Raw genomic sequence first — 17,040 nt, 5'->3', positions numbered from 1 at the left:
TCCCCCGTCAAATCTCCGACAGTGGTTGCTGAAGGCTGCCGAGGCGGCCGGGTACGAGGAGCACCCGGCCGCCGCCTTCGTCCGTCCCTCCGTAACAGGCAGAAACGGATCACGTTCTCCGGTGGACGGGTCCGGGACGCGGGTGCGGCATGGCGTTCGGACGGCAGCAGCCCCAGGGGCAGCGCCCGTCGCGGTCGCGCGTCATACCGGACGCCCAGCGCCGGAGCGCAGCGAGAACCCGAAGTCGCCCTTCGGAGGGCCTACTTCGCCGGGCGTCCCCGGTCACCGGTCCGTGCGCGTCCGGCCGTGGTCCGCCGGTCGGAGGTCATGTGCCGCCCTGCCGCCCGCTCCACCGCCGGCCGGGCGGTGCGTATCCGGAAGGCGCAGCACCGCCCAGACCAGCTTCCCCACTCCGGCGCGCGCGTCGACGCCCCATTGATCGGCGAGCGCTTCAACCAGGTGCAGTCCCCGGCCGCAGGCCGCGTCAGGGGTGATCTGCCGTGACCGCGGCAGCGCGGAGGAGGCGTCGTGCACCTCAAGCCGCACGCCTTCAGTCTTTCTACCCCCGGGAGGAATCAGCAGGAACCGCGTTTCGATCTCCCGCCCCGGCGGCACGTGCGCGTGGCGTACGGAGTTGGCGACAAGCTCCGACAGGACCAGCGTCGCCGAGTCCTCCAGGGCACCCAGCGTCCAGCCGGCGAGCGTCTTACGCAACTCCAACCGTGCGAGCCCGACGCAACTGGGGTGACTTCCAGCGCAGCACGACGGTGCCGCTGTTTTGATCCTGGGTGTACGACATCAGCAGACCTCCGGGCGACGAGCGCCGCACGTACTCAGCCACCACGCCCTGCGCCGCAACCGCCGTCGATGCTGCCGGGCGCGTTCCCACCGCTCGAACTCGGTGCGGGTGTGGGGCTGCAGCAGTGCGAGGTGGTTGCCGTCCGGCCCGTGCAGGCAGCCCAGCACGAAGACCACCACCGAGCGGCAAGCCACGGGGTTGGGCATGCCCCGGGACGCCTACCGCCGTCGCCGGGGTTCCCTCTGCTCGCGCAACGCCGCGCCGTCTGCGCGGCGTTGCGCGAACGTGAGCACCGTACTGCCTTTCGCGAAAAGCGGCAATGTAAGCTCTGGGGGTGCCTGCGCGGCAACTCACCTACGGTGTACGGCAGTGAGGCCGTCACCGCGTCAACGGCACAGAAAGCAGGAGGACGTCATGAGCGCCGACGAGTGGGTGAGCACCTCGATGCCGTATCTGACACCGCCGGGCGCGGGCAGGCCCGACGCGTGGGGCGCGGAACTGGCCGCGCGGGGGCGTCGGGGCGGACAGCGGATCGTCGGAGCGGATGAGATCCCGGCGGCGGACGAGGTGGCCGGACTGCTCGGGCTCTCCGTGGGAGACGCTGTCGTGGTCCGGAGGCGGGTGATGTACCTGGAGAACCAGCCGTACGAGCTGACCGACACGTACTACCCCGCGTCCATCGCGCGCGGCACCCGTCTCGCCGGAACGGCGAAGATCCCCGGTGGGGCGGTCACTCTGCTCGCCGAGTTGGGCCACATCGGGATCCGCGTCCAGGAAGATGTGACTGCCCGGATGCCCGACCGCGAAGAGGGTGAAGCCCTCGGCATCGAGCAGGGCCAGCCCGTACTCTGCCTGACCCGGGTCACTTTCGACCGTGAGGACCGCCCCATCCAGGTGGACCGGATGACCATGCCCGCACACCGTCGACGGCTGCGCTATGAGATCAGGATCGGATGACCACCGTGGACCGGACCGAAGAGAGCACCTACGACCGCCGGTCCCTGCATGAACGGATCGCCGCGGACCTGCGGGACGAGATCATGGCCGGAGAACTCGCACCGGGAGCCGGCCTGCCGTCCACCGTGCGGCTGAAAGAGCGATTCGGCGCCTCGAACGCCACCGTGCAGAAGGCGCTGCAGCTCCTCAAGGGCGAACGGCTGGTCGTCGGCCGGCCGGGGGCGGCCGTGACCGTACGGGAGCATCGGCAGCGGACCGTCCGCCCCGCCACATCCCTCGCGGCGGCCGGGGCCGGGGAGCCGTTTCCGTGGCTCGCCGAGATCGCCGAACGTGGCGGACCCGGCGGAGAAGCCCGCAGCCAACTCCTCGACGTCGGCGAGGCCGTACCGCCCGCAGACGTGGCGGTGGCGCTCCGGCTCCCCGAGGACGGTACGGCGCTGGTCCGTCGCCAGGTGCTCGTTCTGGGCGAGGAGCCGGTGGAACTGGTCCACTCCTATTACCCGCTGAACATAGCCCGGGGCACCGCGCTGATGGAACGCCGCCGGATCCAGGGCGGCACGCCCACGCTCCTCACCGAACTCGGCCATCCACCCCGGCTCGCCGTCGACCATGTCTCCGCCCGGGTCCCCACGCGGGAGCAGTACGAGGTCCTCCGCCTGCCCGGTGACCTCCCGGTGCTGCGGACGCTGCGGGTGGTCTACGGCGACGACGAACGGGTGCTCGAAGCCACGGTGATGGTCAAGGCGGGACATCTGCACGAGCTGCGATACGAGTTCACTCCGGATCCGCTTACGGCTGCCGCGCGAGCCTCGGACCCCTCGGACGTCGGCCACCAGGGAGCGTCCGGGCCGGCTGGTGAGCAAGCCGGGCGCGCCCCGGCCGGCAGAGGGGCAGGGGCGGCATAATCCGGCCATGAGCCTCACCGCGCGACAGCTCGCCCTGGCCACCCTGGACCGTCAACTCCTGCTCGAACGCAGGCGCCTCGACGTGGCGGAGGCCGTCCGCCGGGTGTGCGCGATTCAGGCGCAGACGGCCGCGTCACCGTATCTGGCGCTGTGGAACCGCGTGCTGGATTTCGCGCCGGAGGATCTCGACGCGGCGTTCGCGGACCGCCGGATCGTGAAGGCGACCCTCCTGCGGATCACGCTGCACGCCGTCCACGCCGAGGACTACGCGCCCTACCACGCCGCCATGTTGGGCACGCTGCGGTCGGCGCGGCTCCACGACCGGCGCTTCACCTCGACGGAACTGACCCGTACCGACGCCGACGCGCTGCTCCCGCGGCTCTCCGCCTACTTGGCGCTGCCCCGCACGGGTGCCGAGGTGGAGAAGGACGTCACGGGGCGGTTCGGCGAGCACGCGCACCGGGTGTGGTGGGCGCTGCGCACGTACGCGCCGATACATCACGCGCCGACCGGCGGCCCCTGGTCGTTCACCCTGCCGAACGCCTACCTCGCCTCCACCACGGCGCCCGGGGCCACACCACCGGACGCGGCGGCGGGGGCGCGGCGGCTGCTGCTCGGCTACCTGCGGGCGTTCGGGCCCGCGTCGGCGCAGGACTTCGCCCGGTTCACCCTGCTCGGGCGCGCGGTGATCACCGAGGCGCTGCACGCGCTCGGCGACCAGGTGGTGCGGGTGGCCGGCCCGGGTCGTGCCGCCCTGTTCGACGTGGCGGGCGCGACCGTGCCCGCCGAGGACACCCCGGCGCCGCCGAGGCTGCTGCCGATGTGGGACAGCACGCTGCTGGCCCACGCCGTCCCCGGGCGGGTCCTGCCCCCGGCGTACCGGCCCCTGGTTGTCCGGCGCAACGGCGACATGCTGCCCTGCCTGCTCGTCGACGGACAGGTCGCCGGAGTGTGGCGCGCGGTCGCGGGCGGGGTGGAACTGACCGCCTTCCACCGGCTCGACCGGGCGGCGTGGCAGGGCCTGACCGAGGAGGCGGAGAAGCTGTCCGCGCTGCTCGCCGCCCGCGATCCGGCCGTCTACCGGCGCTACGGGCACTGGTGGGACAAGGGGCTTCCGGGCGTCGAGAGCGTGATCGTCAAGGGCTGACCGGGCTGACCGGGCTGACCGGGCTGCCCGGCTCCGTCACCGGGCCCGGCGTCGGACCGGTGGCGCCGGGACGAGGCGGACCGCCGTATTGACCAGATGGTCGATCGTGTCGCGCGAAGGCTTGTCGGTGAGGTCGGTGAGTAGCCTGGCCAGGGCCTTGAGCAGGAAAGGCGAGCCCAGGACATAGCGGTTGAGGACCGGTTGGAAGCCCGACCGGCTGAAGACGAGGTCGGCTGCGGTGTTGCCGAGGCGGTAGTAGCGCCCCCAGCGGCGGTTCATCTCCACGGGGTAATTGAGCAGGACACGTTCCCGCTTCGGCCCCTGGGGAAGGGCCAGGGCGAGCGCGGCGCTCCCGGCCGCGACCTCGCCGGCCTCCAGGGCCTGGGCAATGCCCTCGCCGTTCCAGGGGCTGATCATGCCCCCCGAGTCGCCCACCAGGAGGAGCCCCCGGGCGTACAGCGGATGGCGGTTGAAGCCCATGGGCAGCGCCGCGCTCCGCACGGGGCCCTCGGCGTTCTCCTCGCGCAGTCCCCATGCGTCAGGGGTACGGGCCAGCCACTGGTCCAGGGCGGTGCGCAGCTCGACCTTTCCGTACCGGCGGTGCGGCAGCGCGCCGAGCCCCACATTGACCCTGCCGTCGCCCATCGGGAAGATCCAGCCGTATCCGGGCAGATAGCGGTCCGTCCCGGGGAAGCGGAGGTCGGCCCACAGCTCCAGGTACTCCTCCCGGGAACGCTCCGGGCTGCGGTAGTAACGACGGGCGGCCGTCGCGATCTGCCGGTTCTTGTCCCGTTGCAGCCCCAGGGCGAGGGCGAGCCGGGCCGAGGCGCCGTCGGCGGCGATGACGATCGGCGCGCGGTAGACCGTCGGCTCTTCCGCTTCCTTCGGCCCTCCCGCTTCCTTCGGCTCCTTCGGCCCCTTCGTCCCGGCCGGCACGCCGACACCGCTGACACCGGTGACGCGGCCGGCGCGGTCGAGCACGGGATGGGTCACCTTCACACCGTTGCGCAGCCGTGCTCCGGCGGCTGCCGCGTGCTGGGCCAGGATGTCGTCGAAGTCGTGCCGACTGCGCGAGAGACCGAAATCGGGGTAACTCCCCAAGCTGGGCCACTCGATATGGACCTGGTAGCTCCCGGCCACCCAGCGCATACCGCGTGACCGCATCCACCCCGGGGCGTTGATGTCGATCCCCATCCGGATCAGCTGGTGCACCGCCCGGGGGGTCAGACCGTCTCCGCACACCTTCTCCCGGGGGAAGTGGGACTTCTCCAGAAGCAGCACATCGACGCCCGCCTTGGCCAGGTGAAAGGCGGCGGACGAGCCGGCCGGCCCCGCGCCCACCACGATTACCTCGGCCTCTGTCTTCCTCGACTCACTCACCAGGAACCCCCTCTTGGCCGGATCGCCGCCGCACACCGAGGCCGCCGCACCGGAGTCGTCACCCCTGCACGTCATCATGGGTCAGGATGAGCCGGTGCGGAACAAGGCCTCTTGGGCCGGCGGACTCGGCCCCGGAAGTCGCGACCGGGTCCATCGTCGCCGGAAGACGCGGCGCGGAACCCTCTTCACCAGGGTCACCCCGGCCGCCCGGCACGTGCTTCTTGCGTTTCGGGATGCGGAAGGTGTCGCAAAAGGGCTCCGCGAAAAGGGTTGTGGGCATGGCTTTACCCCCAGGCTGACGCATGGTTGATGTTGCGCTGTGTGGTTAGGGACAACGGTTCGTCGCCGAGGGTGGGGTGAGTCGAGCCATTTTCGCCACTCTTCATTTATGCGCAGGTGCACGATGACCTCTATCGTTTGACGGCTCACCAGCGGGCCCCGGAGGGACAGACTTGGGCGCGAGTGGAGGGGGAGGCGACAAGACGCCCGCAGGTGGAAAGCCGACCGTGCGCAGCGGGCGGTTCGGCCGCAAGATGCAGCGGCACAGGGTCGGCGCGGGGTTCGACCAGGCACAGGCGGCGGAGTTCATCCACGGATCGAGATCCAAGATCAGTCGAATGGAGGACGGGATCACCACGGCAAGGCCTGCGGAGGTCCTGCTCCTGCTGGACCGGTACGGGTGGTTACCGCGACCACATCTCACTGGAGGATGACGCGACGTTCATCCGTGAGTGGCAGACCGTACTGATCCCCCGCCCAGTGGGACACCTTCCTGGCGGCGGCCAAGGACTGGTGACTTGGGCCGTTGGCCTCGTCGCCTGTGGCGGCGTCGGCCAGGGCGCCTGCTACTCGGCACCGAGCTGTTGAGGGCACCGTGTGCCTGTCGGGGTGGGCCGGGGGTGTGTGGTGGCGGGCGGTCCGCCCCCTCCAGCTCTGATGGTCGCGGCTCCAGGGTGCGCGTCAAGGGCGCTCCTTCGTCGCGTCGGCTTCGCCGATGTCGCTGCGCTCCACCCTTGACCCGCACCCTTGCGCCGCTGGGAGAGCTTTTTCGGGAGGGGGCGGGGGGGAAGGGTCCACTGGGGAACTGCGCTGTGCCTTCGGTGGGTTGCAGGCTGGCGGGCCGGTTCGCCCTGCGGGGCGCGCGGTCGTGGAGTGGGGTGGTGACGGCTTTCGTCAAGCGTCCGTCGACCGGCCGTGTGCTGGGCTTCATGCCCCGCTGGTCATTCGCCGTGGGTGGGGCTCGGGGGTGAGTGATGGGGCCTGACCTGGCTGAGCCTGGCCGGGCCTGAGGGAGCTGGGTGTCTTGACGGAGCTGGGGCGGTGGGTGCCGGGAGTCCCGATCAGGCGCTTCCTCACCCGAAAAGCATGCACTATGCCCCGCTTTGCCCTATCTGGCAGGGGGTTGGGTGCCCGCTCTTCCACTCGTGCGGACCGAAAGCTCTGCTATGCGGGACTTTCGGTCCATGCACCCCCTCTGAGCACCACCCCCGCCCCACATGTCACACCCGCCCCGTGGTCACCTGGCCTCTCCACTCACGGCGGGTGACCAGCGGGGCATGAGCCCGGGCCGGCATCCGGTGGGCGGACGCTTGACGAAAGCCGGGCCACCCCACACCACTGCCGCGTGCCCCGCAGGGCGAACCGGCCCCGCAGTCTGCAACGGACCCCAGCGACACAGCAGCGCCGTTGACGCGCGCCCCCCGGAGCCGCGATCGACCGGATCAGGGAGGGGGCGGACCTGCGGCGCCCAAGAGGACCTCCGGGCACCCCCGGCGGCCTGCCGCTGCGGCCCGACCCGGCTGGGCCTGCCCGGCCCGACCCGGCCCGGCCGGGTCGTATCAGTCGAGGGTCAGCCGTTCGATCTCGCCGAGCGTGGCGTGTGCGGCGTACACCGGTGCGAGCTTCCGTACCCTGTCGCGCATGTCGGTGCCCTTGAGGGCCAGTTGGGCTGCGGCCGCCACCGCTTCCGGGGTGGGTGTGGCGGTCTCCAGGTTGATGCCGAGGCCGTGGTAGGCGACCCGCGCGGCGTTGGCGGGCTTGTCCTCGGTGAGACCCGCGACGATGACCGGTACGCCGGCCGCGATCGCCTGATGGGTGCCGCCGGAGCCGCCGTTCGTGATGTACAGGTCGGCCTTCGGCAGCAGCGCGTCGAACGGGATGAACTCGGCGACCCGGGCGTTGGGCGGGACCGGGATGGACAGGGCGTCGGTCTCGCGGCCGAGGGCGGCCACGACGGTGACGTCCAGGTCGGCCAGGCCGGTCAGGGTGGGTTCGACGAGCTGGGACAGGTCGCCGTTGGCGGGAGTTCCCTGGGTCACGACCACGACCGGGCGCGAACCGTCCAGCTCCGCCCACCAGGCCGGGGGCTCCCAGTCGGGGGCGCTGCGGGCGGGCAGGATGCCGACCAGGTGCAGTGAGTCCGGGGCGTCGCCGCGCTCGAACTCGAAGCCGGGCACGGTCAGTGCGGCGGTGACGTCAGGGGCGGTGAAAGTGGCGTCCACGAAGGGCGGGAACTGCTGCGTGACGTTCAGGGAGTTCAGGACCTCCGTGAGGCGGTCCTGGGCCGGCTGCATCATCATGGCGAACTGCTCGTTCGCGGCCCGGTTGGCGGCCTTCTGGTCGCCGCCTGGCTCGACCGGCACCGGGCCGAAGAAGGTCGTGTCGTCGCTGCTGAGGGCGAGCGGGACCGCCGTCACCGCGACCCAGCGGCGGGGCCGGAGACCGGGTGCGCCCAGCGCGGTGGGGAGCGCTCCGAGCCACAGGGCGTTGCTGATCAGGTACTGGTCGGGGTCCTGCTCCAGCAGGCGCTGAAGGACGGCGTACTGGTCGGGTATGGGGGCGACGAAGGCGTGCTTCCAGTCGTAGTTGAGCATCTCCGGCCCGGGGGTGAGCTTCAGGCGCTCGGGGTCACGGTCCAGGAGGCGGTCGTCGAAGTCGGCCGCCCCGGTGACCGGCGTGAAGGCGAGGCCGGCGTTCTCGGCGTCCGCGCGGAAGCGGCTGCCGGTGACCACCGTGATCTGGTGGCCGCGCCCGGCGAGCCCCCGGGCGAGTTGCAGGAGCGGTGCCAGTTCGCCGGTGATGGGCAGGGCCGCGACGATGATCTTTGCCATGGTCGGCCTTCTCTGATTCTTGGACAACTCCCGTGAGGAACAGGCCACCTGACGGTTCCTCAACTTCCTTGCCTGAACGGGCTGGTGTGGCTGTGAGTGTGGTGACCGCGCACGCCGGGCCACACCGGTTCCGGCCGCGCGCGGCAGGCGACGGACGGCCGCCTCGTCGAGTCCGTTGGCCATGCCGCCTGTTGGCGCCCATGGTCCGTGCCCGGCATTAAGGAAACATGAAGATTGCCGGGATCCGGCAATGCGTACCCATGTCTCCGCCGGTCAGAATGGGCACAGCGCAAGCGGGGGTCAGGCCCCGGTGCCGGGACACGGAAGTGTGTTGCGGTGTCGGGTGCTGACATGGCTACGGACACCTGGGGGGTGGGGACGGATGAACGAGTTCTACGGCGCCGCCCTCGGTTTTCCCGCCGTGCTCTTCGGCGCCGCCCTGCTCGTCGTCGTCGGTTTCTGGCTGCTGGTCATCGCCGGCGCGGCCGAGCACGACTCCTTCTCCGTACGGTTGACCACCGAAGCCGCCGGGCTCGGAGGAGTCCCGGTCGCCGTGCCCGTGTCGGTGCTGATCGCCACGGCCTGGTTCGCGAGCCTCGCCGGGTCGGTGCTGGTGCGCCGTTCCGTGGAGCCCGGCGCCGCCCGTACGCTCGGGTCGGGCGCCGTGCTCGTCGGGGCCGTGCTGATCGCCTGGGGTGTCACCCGGCTCCTCGTACGCCGATTGCGTGACCTCGTGCCTGAACAGGCGCCGCCGTCCCGGCTGGACTTCATCGGGCTGACCTGCACGATCCGTACCGGCTCCGTCTCCGCCGACTTCGGTCAGGCCGAGGTCGCCGCGGACGACGGTTCGACCGCGCTCGTCCAGGTCAGGCGGGCCGGCCCGGACGCGGACGCGGCGCTCGCCGCCGGGTCCACGGGACTGCTGTACGCGTTCGACGCCGAGGGCGAGTTCTTCTGGGTCGCCCCGTACGACCCGGCGCTCGACCCGCGTTCCCCCGCCTGACAGCCCCTCAACGTATCGGCAGCGCCCGTCCCCGCCGGCAGGCCCGGTCCCAGTCCGACACGCCCTGTTCTCCTGCCGGTCAGAGCCCTGCTGCTGCCCGACAGGCTCTGACCGCCACCGTCTTCCGGTCCGGGCGCCGTGCCCCCCCTCCGGCGCCCCGGGCCGCCACCGCCGCCACCACCGTCACCACGCTCGCACTCTTTCGAGGACTCCTCATGGATGCCATCTCCCTGGGCCTCGGCGTGCTCGTCGCCGTCGTCCTGCTCGTCGCCATCGCACTGTTCCTGGTGGTCAGCCGGCTCTTCCGCAAGGTGGAGCAGGGCCGCGCGCTGATCATCTCCAAGACCAAGAAGGTCGACGTGACCTTCACCGGCGCCGTCGTCCTGCCGGTGCTCCACAAGGCCGAGTACATGGACATCTCGGTGAAGATCATCGAGATCCGCAGAACCGGCCGCGAAGGCCTGATCTGCCAGGACAACATCCGCGCCGACATCCACATCTCGTTCTTCGTACGCGTCAACAAGACCGTCGAGGACGTCATCAAGGTCGCCCAGGCGATCGGTACGGAGCGGGCCAGCGACAAGGTCGCCGTCCAGGAGTTCTTCGCCGCGAAGTTCTCCGAGGCGCTGAAGACGGTCGGCAAGCAGCTCGACTTCGTCGACCTTTACACCAAGCGCGAGGAGTTCCGGGACCGGATCATCCGCGTCATCGGCACGGACCTCAACGGCTACCACCTCGACGACGCCGCCATCGACTTCCTTGAGCAGACCCCGATGACCCAGCTCGACGGGGCGAACATCCTCGACGCCCAGGGCATCCGCAAGATCACCGAGCTGACCGCCGTCGAGCACGTCCGTACCAACGAGTTCCAGCGTACGGAGCAGAAGGAGATCACCCGGCAGAACGTCGACGCCCGGGAGACCATCCTGGAGCTGGAACGCCGCCAGGCCGAGGCCGAGATCAAGCAGCACCGCGAGGTCGAGACGCTGCGCGCCCGCGAGGAGGCCGCGACGGCCAAGGTGCAGGAGGAGGAGCGGCTGGGCGCGCAGACCGCGTTTCTGCGTACGGAGGAACAGCTCGGCGTGCAGCGCGAGAACCAGGCGCGGGAGATCGCCGTGGCGCAGAAGAACCGCGAGCGGGTCATCGCCGTCGAGAACGAGCGCATCGAGAAGGACCGTGTCCTGGAGGTCATCGGACGCGAGCGGGAGACCGAGCTGAGCCGTATCTCCAAGGACAAGGAGGTCGAGGCGGAGCGCCGTGAGATGGCCGACGTCATCCGTGAGCGGATCGCCGTGGACCGTACGGTCGCCGAGCAGGAGGAGTCGATCAAGAAGCTCCGGATCGTCGAGGAGGCCGAGCGCACCCGCCAGTCGGTGATCATCGCCGCCGAGGCGGAGGCCCAGGAGAGGCTGGTCAAGGACATCAAGGCCGCCGAGGCGGCCGAGGTCGCCGCCCGCCACCACGCGGCCGAGCAGCTCACCCTCGCCGAGGCGCGGCTGAAGGCGGCCGATCTCGACTCGCAGGCCAAGCTGCGGCTCGCGGAGGGCGTCCAGGCCGAGACCGCGGCGCCCGGGCTCGCGGCGGTCCAGGTCCGCGACAAGGAGGCGGACGTCATCGAGAAGGCGGGCCTCGCGGAGGCCGGCGCCACCGAGGCACGGCTGCGCGCCGAGGCGGAGGGCACCCGGCTGAAGGCCCTCGCGGCGGCCGAGGGCGCGCGGGCGCAGGCCACGGCGGACGCCGCGATGATCGGCGAGAAGCTGAAGGCCGAGGCGGCGGGGCTCACGGAGAAGGCGGCGGCGATGGCCGCGCTGGACGACGCGTCCCGCAGCCACGAGGAGTACCGGCTGCGGCTGGCCGCCGACAAGGAGATCCGGCTCGCGGGCCTGGACGCCCAGCGGCAGGTCGCGGAGGCACAGGCCACGATCCTCGCCACCGGACTGGAGAACGCCGACATCAACATCGTCGGCGGTGACTCCGTCTTCTTCGACCGGCTCGTGTCGTCGATCTCGCTCGGCAAGAGCGTGGACGGCTTCGTCCAGCACTCGGAGACCGCGCAGGCGCTCGGCAAGCCCTGGCTGGACGGTACGGCCAGCTTCCCGGAGGACCTGACGCGGATCCTCGGCTCGGTCTCGACGGCCGATGTGCAGAACCTGACGGTGTCGGCGCTGCTGATGCAGCTGATGAAGTCCGGCGGCGGCGCACAGTCCGGACAGCTCGGCCGGCTGCTGGAGCAGGTCGAGCGGCTGGGCCTCTCCGACACTCCGCTCTCCGCGCTGAACGGCGCACCGAACGGTGCCCTGAACGGCGCGGTCACGGCCTGAGACCCCGGTCTCGGGAGCGCGCGGGTCCGGAGCTGCCGCACGGGGGTCGGTGGATCCGGATCCGCGCGCCGCAACGCGTGCGTACGGAAGAAGCATGAAGCGCGGGGAGAGTGAGAAGTGAGTCCGATGGAAACCGAGGCCAGGACCGACGCGGGCACGGGCACCGGCACGGGCACCGACGCCGGTACGGGCACGGGCGCGGACGCCGGTACCGCCACCGCGCACGCCGGGATGCGCGCCGCCGCGCACGCCGGAACTGACGGAGCGGGCTCCGGTACGCACGCCGTGGACGCCGGTACGTACGAGGTGCTGCGTGACCGGCTCGGTGCCCAGGCCCGGGAGCTGGCCCGCCGGGCCGAGGCGTTGAACTCCCGCCGCGTCGAGGCGTTCGGCTCCACGGAGCTGGCCCTCACCGGCACCGAGCACCTGCGCACCGAGCGGCCCAGCGTCCCCCGCGACCTTGTCGCCGTCGGCGGCGCGTTGCTCCTCGGCCACCACGGGCGGCCGGGCGGCGGCCCCGGGGTGCCGGTCGATGTCGAGGACGTCCTCGCGCTGTACGACCGCGAGCTGAACCGGCTGCCGCGCGACGCCGTCCCCGGGCTGCTCGACGACCCGCGCTTCGTACGGGAGTTCGCGGAGCTGTACCGCTACTTCCGGGACGCCCGGCTGCGCCGGCTGCGGTGCGCCGACGGCCGGCTGCTCGCCGTCTTCCAGACCGGCGAGAGCGCCGACGACATCCGCGTGCTGCGCTGGGCGCTCTCCGCCGAAGGCGCCGGCGCCGCCGTCGAGTTCCTCGACGCGCGCGGCGAGCGCGACCATGTCCGGCCGCCCGCCCATGACTTCACCTGGACGGCGACCACCCGCGAGGACCAGGTCCCCGGCCGCCACCCGTATGTCGCCGTCGACGGTGGCCGGTTGCATGTCTCGACCGTCGGCGGCGCCCTCACCGTCAGGGCCGGGGGCGACAGCGGGGCCGACAGCGGGTCCGACGAGACGCTGTACACCGAGCCGGTCACCGAACCGCTCCAGTCGCTCGCCGACGCCGAGATCGAGTACGCGCGGGCCGGCGCCCTGATCCTGCTGCGTGTCCGCCCGTACAAGGAGGAGGCCCGGCGCCATCTCGTCGTCCACCTCGCCACCCGGACGGCTCTGCGGCTCGACTCCCTCGGGCAGGCGTGCCGGCGGCTCCCCGAGGACCAGGGGATCATCTTCCCCGGCGGCCATGTGCTCGCCACCGGTGTCCACAAGACCTTCGAACTCGACACCGAGGGCATGGAGTTCGAGCGCGAGGTGCGCGCCCCGAACGGCGAGGACGTGCTGTACGCGTTCCACGACCGGGCACGGGGCCGCGGCCTGCTGCTCCCGTACAACCTGATACGTGAGGAGGTCGCCGCCCCGCTGCCCTGCCGCGGCCACGCGCTCTTCGAGGACGGCACCCTGGTCACCCTGCGCTCCGCCCCGGCGACGGCGGGGGAGAGCGAGGAGGCCGCGCGGGTCCACGCGGTCCAGGTCTGGCGCTCGCCGTTCGTCTCCGACACGTACGCCGCCGCGACCCCCGCAGGGGAGGGGCCGCTCGCGCGCATCGGCAACGCCGATCTGGTGCGCGGCCTCTCCGACTGCCTCTCGCTGGCCCGCTCCGCCGCCGACCCCCTCGCCACCACCGCCGAGGTGTACGGGGCGCTGCGCGCCGCCTGTGTGCGCGCCACCGACGCGTACCACTGGCTGGGCGACCCGGACGTGGGTGATCTGCGCGAGCCGCTGACCGGGGTGCGGGACACCGCCGGGCAGGTGCTGGCCGAGTTCGAGACCGTGACGACGCTGACCCGCCAGGCGGCCGAGGCGTTCGCGGAGTCCGCCGCCGGGAGCGCCGCGCTGGTGCGCCGGGCGCGCGGCGAAGTTCCGCGCACGGCCGCCGGATGGGTGGACCGGCTCACCGAACTCCGCGACGCCCACGGGCATGTGCTGACCCTCAAGGAGCGGCGGTACGCCGACACCGGGGCGGTGGACGCCCTCGCGGCGGAACTGGCCGGTGACGTCACGTCGTTCGCCCAGCGCGCGGTGGGGTTCCTGCGGGGCGCGGACGCCTTCGCCGGTTACCACGAGGACATCGGGCGGCTGACGGCCGAGGGCGACGCCCTCGCCACCGTCGCGGAGGCGGCGCCCCTCACCGCGCGCCTGGACGAACTGGCCGCCGGGCTGCGGACCGTCACCGAGGTCGTGGCCGGGCTGGAGATCGGCGACGCCACCGTCCGTACGTCCATCCTGGAGCGGATCGCCGGGGTGCTGGCCGGCGTCAACGCCGCCCGTGCCACGCTCGACGCGCGCCGCCGGGAACTGCTCGACCACGAGGGCCGGGCCGAATTCGCCGCCGAGAACGCCCTGTTGGGGCAGGCGGTCACCGGTGCGATGGCCGTGGCCGACACCCCCGACGCCTGCGACGAGCAGGTGGCGGCGCTGCTGCTGCGGCTGGAGGACCTGGAGGCGCGGTTCGCGGAGTCCGACGACTTCCTCACGGCGCTGGCCGCCCGGCGCACCGAGGTGTACGACGCCTTCGCGGCCCGCAAGCAGAGCCTCCAGGACGCGCGGGCCCGCCGGGCCGAGCGGCTGGCCGGCTCCGCGCACCGAGTGCTGGAGACCATCGCCCGCCGGGCCGCGACGCTCGGCTCGGCGGACGCGATCAGCAGGTACTTCGCCTCGGAACCGATGGCGGCGAAGGTCCGCCGTACGGCGGCGGAGCTGCGGGAACTCGGCGACAGCGTACGGGCGGGCGAGCTGGAGGGACGGCTCAAGGCCGCACGCCAGGAGGCGGCGCGCGCCCTGCGCGACCGGGCCGACCTGTACGCGGACGGCGGCGCCCTGATCCGTCTGGGGCGCCACCGCTTCGAGGTGAACACCCAGCCGCTGGAGCTGACCCTCGCACCGGACGGGCGGGACGGCGCGGGCCCTGAAGGCGCGGGGCCGGCCTTCGCCCTCACCGGGACCGACTACCGCGCGCCCGTCACCGACCCGGAGTTCGCGGCCACCCGCGCCTACTGGACGCAGGCCCTGCCCTCGGAGTCGGCGGACGTCTACCGGGGCGAGTACCTGGCGGCCCGGCTGCTGGCCGAGCACGGCCCGCAGGGGCTGCCGGAGGAGGACCAACTGGCGGCCTTCGTGCGGAAGGCGGCGGAAGCGGCGTACGACGAGGGGTACGAGCGGGGCGTCCACGACCACGACGCCACGCTGATCCTCGGCGCCCTGCTGCGGCTGCGCGCCGGGGCCGGACTGCTGCGCTTCCCGCCCGGGGCCCGCGCCGCGGCGCAGCTCTTCTGGGCGCACGGCACGACGAAGGAGGCGCGCGACGTCTGGACGCGGCGGGCGGTCTCGATGGCACGGGCCCGCGCGGCCTTCGGACTGGCGCCCGCGATCGCGGCGCTCCAGGCCGAACTGGCCGGAGTCATGGCCCCGTACGGCGGCGGCCCGCTGAGCGCCGCGTACCTCTTCGAGGAGCTGACCGGCGGCCCGGACGGCTTTGTCACCGGCGCGGGGGCCCGGGCGCTGCTCGCCACGTTCCACCGCGCGGCCGGGACGTCCGCGTACGCCGACGACCTCGACGGTCTGGGTGAGGAGGACCTTGACACGAGGCGCCAGATTGTCGAGAACTGGCTGACGGCGTACGTCGAGTCGAGCAGCGTCCCGGCAGGTCAGGAAGGCGAGACCCGGGGCGACCTGGCGGAGGCCGTTGCCGTGGAACTCTGCCCCGGCCTCTCCCGGTACGACTCGGCGGCGCCGCTCGGCGAGCGCGTCGACGGGCTGCTCGGCAGCCATCCGAGGATCGCGCGCCGCCGACTGACCGTCCGGCTCGACGAACTCCTCGCCCGTACCGCCGACTTCCGCGAGGGCGTGGCCCCCGGCTTCCGGGAGTACCAGCGCCGGCGCGGCGCCCTGGTCGCCGCCGAGCGGGCCCGGCTGCGGCTGGACGACCACCGGCCGCGCGTCATGTCGTCGTTCGTGCGCAACCGGCTCATCGACGAGGTCTATCTGCCGCTCATCGGGGACAGCCTCGCCAAGCAGCTCGGCACGGCGGGCGAGACGAAGCGGACCGACTCGCACGGCCTGCTGCTGCTCGTCTCCCCGCCCGGGTACGGCAAGACGACGCTGATGGAGTACGTCGCCGACCGGCTCGGCCTGGTTCTGGTGAAGATCAACGGTCCGGCGCTGGGGCACGCCGTCACCTCGCTCGACCCGGAGCAGGCGCCGAACGCGACCGCGCGCCGGGAGGTCGAGAAGATCAACTTCGCGCTGGAGTGCGGCAACAACACCCTCCTCCACCTGGACGACATCCAGCACACCTCGCCCGAACTCCTCCAGCAGTTCATCTCGTTGTGCGACGGTCAACGCCGGATCGAGGGCGTGCGGAACGGGCGGACACGGACGTACGACCTGCGCGGGAAGCGCTTCGCGGTGTGCATGGCGGGCAATCCGTACACCGAGTCGGGCCACCGTTTCCGGATCCCGGACATGCTCGCCAACCGCGCCGACGTCTGGAACCTGGGCGAGGTGCTGACGGGCAAGGAGGACGTCTTCGCGCTGAGCTTCGTGGAGAACGCCCTCACCGCCCACCCGGTCCTGGCCCCGCTGGCCGCCCGCGACCGGGCCGACCTCGACCTTTTCGTACGGCTGGCGGCGGGCGACCCGACGGCACGGGCCGACCGGCTGGTCCACCCGTACGCACCGGCCGAGTCGGACCGCGTCCTCGCCGTCCTGCGCCATGTGCTGACGGCGCGCGCCACGGTCCTCGCGGTCAACGCGGCGTACATCGCGTCGGCGGCGCGGTCGGAGGCGTCCCGTACGGAGCCGCCGTTCCTGCTCCAGGGCTCCTACCGGAACATGAACAAGATCGTGGCCCGGCTGGACGCGGTGATGAACGACGCCGAGGTGGCCGCCGTCATCACCGACCACTACGCGGGCGAGGCCCAGACCCTGACGACGGGCGCGGAGGCGAACCTCCTCAAACTCGGCGAGCTGCGCGGGACGTTGAACGCGGAACAGGCGGACCGGTGGGCGGCGGTCAAAGCGGCCTTCGTACGGTCGGCGGCGCTCGGCTCCCCGACGGACGACCCCCTCGCGCGAGCGGTCGCGGCGCTGGGGGTGCTCGCGGACCGGGTGGGCGCGGTGGAGTCCGCGATCACCCGGGAACGATCACGCGGGGCTACGCCCTGTTGACGGAGCGTGCGAGAAGGTTGACGCTTGGCAGCACGGTGTCATGTCGGATGAGCCGATGAGCGTATGGGGGAGTGCGGGGGGCGCGGGGGCACCGGGCCGGGGGAAGAGGGGGGATCGGGGGGCGGGGGGGGGGGGGGGCCGGGGGAACCCCCCCCCCCCACAAGTTTGGGCCCCCCACATACGACGAAACCCCCGGTTTGAGGGGTGTCGAGC

General features: G+C 72.2%; 11 protein-coding genes. 7 read left to right on the top strand and 4 right to left on the bottom strand.

The features are described 5' to 3' along the window. Positions 1 to 282 precede the first annotated feature (282 nt). Positions 283 to 720 (bottom strand): ATP-binding protein, encoded by a 438-nt coding sequence (locus ACIQ7D_RS34255; protein ID WP_403944570.1) that lies wholly within the window; start codon positions 718 to 720, stop codon positions 283 to 285. Between the two features lie 78 nt (positions 721 to 798). Continuing rightward, positions 799 to 1,005 (bottom strand): hypothetical protein, encoded by a 207-nt coding sequence (locus ACIQ7D_RS34250; RefSeq protein WP_403944568.1) that lies wholly within the window; start codon positions 1,003 to 1,005, stop codon positions 799 to 801. Between the two features lie 208 nt (positions 1,006 to 1,213). On the opposite strand from ACIQ7D_RS34250, the gene ACIQ7D_RS34245 reads away from it, so the two are divergent. Genes ACIQ7D_RS34245 through ACIQ7D_RS34235 form a run of 3 tightly spaced genes read left to right on the top strand, consistent with a single transcriptional unit; the run spans position 1,214 to position 3,808 of the window. Next, positions 1,214 to 1,756 carry a GntR family transcriptional regulator gene (locus ACIQ7D_RS34245; RefSeq protein ID WP_403944565.1) on the top strand — a complete coding sequence of 181 codons (543 nt, stop codon included), beginning with the start codon at positions 1,214 to 1,216 and terminating at the stop codon, positions 1,754 to 1,756. Then, positions 1,753 to 2,661 carry a GntR family transcriptional regulator gene (locus tag ACIQ7D_RS34240; protein ID WP_403944562.1) on the top strand — a complete coding sequence of 303 codons (909 nt, stop codon included), beginning with the start codon at positions 1,753 to 1,755 and terminating at the stop codon, positions 2,659 to 2,661. Before ACIQ7D_RS34245 ends, ACIQ7D_RS34240 begins: the two co-directional genes overlap by 4 nt. Positions 2,662 to 2,668: 7 nt before the next feature. Further along, positions 2,669 to 3,808: a winged helix DNA-binding domain-containing protein gene (locus ACIQ7D_RS34235; protein WP_403944560.1), complete on the top strand. Its 1,140-nt coding sequence runs from the start codon at positions 2,669 to 2,671 to the stop codon at positions 3,806 to 3,808. A gap of 36 nt (positions 3,809 to 3,844) precedes the next feature. On the opposite strand, the gene ACIQ7D_RS34230 is transcribed toward ACIQ7D_RS34235, so the two are convergent. Then, complete coding sequence (locus ACIQ7D_RS34230) at positions 3,845 to 5,188, bottom strand: geranylgeranyl reductase family protein (RefSeq protein ID WP_403944558.1); 1,344 nt, start codon at positions 5,186 to 5,188, stop codon at positions 3,845 to 3,847. Between the two features lie 506 nt (positions 5,189 to 5,694). Between ACIQ7D_RS34230 and ACIQ7D_RS34225 the strand changes: the two genes are divergently transcribed. Continuing rightward, positions 5,695 to 5,901 (top strand): helix-turn-helix domain-containing protein, encoded by a 207-nt coding sequence (locus ACIQ7D_RS34225; protein ID WP_403944556.1) that lies wholly within the window; start codon positions 5,695 to 5,697, stop codon positions 5,899 to 5,901. 1,125 nt (positions 5,902 to 7,026) lie between these two features. Here the strand turns inward: ACIQ7D_RS34225 and ACIQ7D_RS34220 are convergent. Continuing rightward, positions 7,027 to 8,298, bottom strand: a complete 1,272-nt coding sequence (locus tag ACIQ7D_RS34220; protein WP_403944554.1) for a nucleotide disphospho-sugar-binding domain-containing protein — start codon at positions 8,296 to 8,298, stop codon at positions 7,027 to 7,029. A gap of 382 nt (positions 8,299 to 8,680) precedes the next feature. On the opposite strand from ACIQ7D_RS34220, the gene ACIQ7D_RS34215 reads away from it, so the two are divergent. The 3 genes from ACIQ7D_RS34215 to ACIQ7D_RS34205 all read left to right on the top strand — a co-directional run bounded on the left by ACIQ7D_RS34215 (position 8,681) and on the right by ACIQ7D_RS34205 (position 16,827). After that, positions 8,681 to 9,301, top strand: coding sequence for a hypothetical protein (locus ACIQ7D_RS34215; RefSeq protein ID WP_403944552.1), 621 nt, complete (start codon positions 8,681 to 8,683; stop codon positions 9,299 to 9,301). A 215-nt stretch (positions 9,302 to 9,516) separates the two neighbouring features. After that, positions 9,517 to 11,622, top strand: coding sequence for a flotillin family protein (locus ACIQ7D_RS34210; protein WP_403944550.1), 2,106 nt, complete (start codon positions 9,517 to 9,519; stop codon positions 11,620 to 11,622). 231 nt (positions 11,623 to 11,853) lie between these two features. Beyond that, positions 11,854 to 16,827: a DNA repair ATPase gene (locus ACIQ7D_RS34205; protein ID WP_403944628.1), complete on the top strand. Its 4,974-nt coding sequence runs from the start codon at positions 11,854 to 11,856 to the stop codon at positions 16,825 to 16,827. Positions 16,828 to 17,040: the final 213 nt, after the last annotated feature.

The organism is Streptomyces sp. NPDC096310 (genome assembly GCF_044763125.1).
Classification (GTDB): Bacteria; Actinomycetota; Actinomycetes; order Streptomycetales; family Streptomycetaceae; genus Streptomyces.
This window is presented reverse-complemented; position numbering and strand designations above follow the sequence as displayed.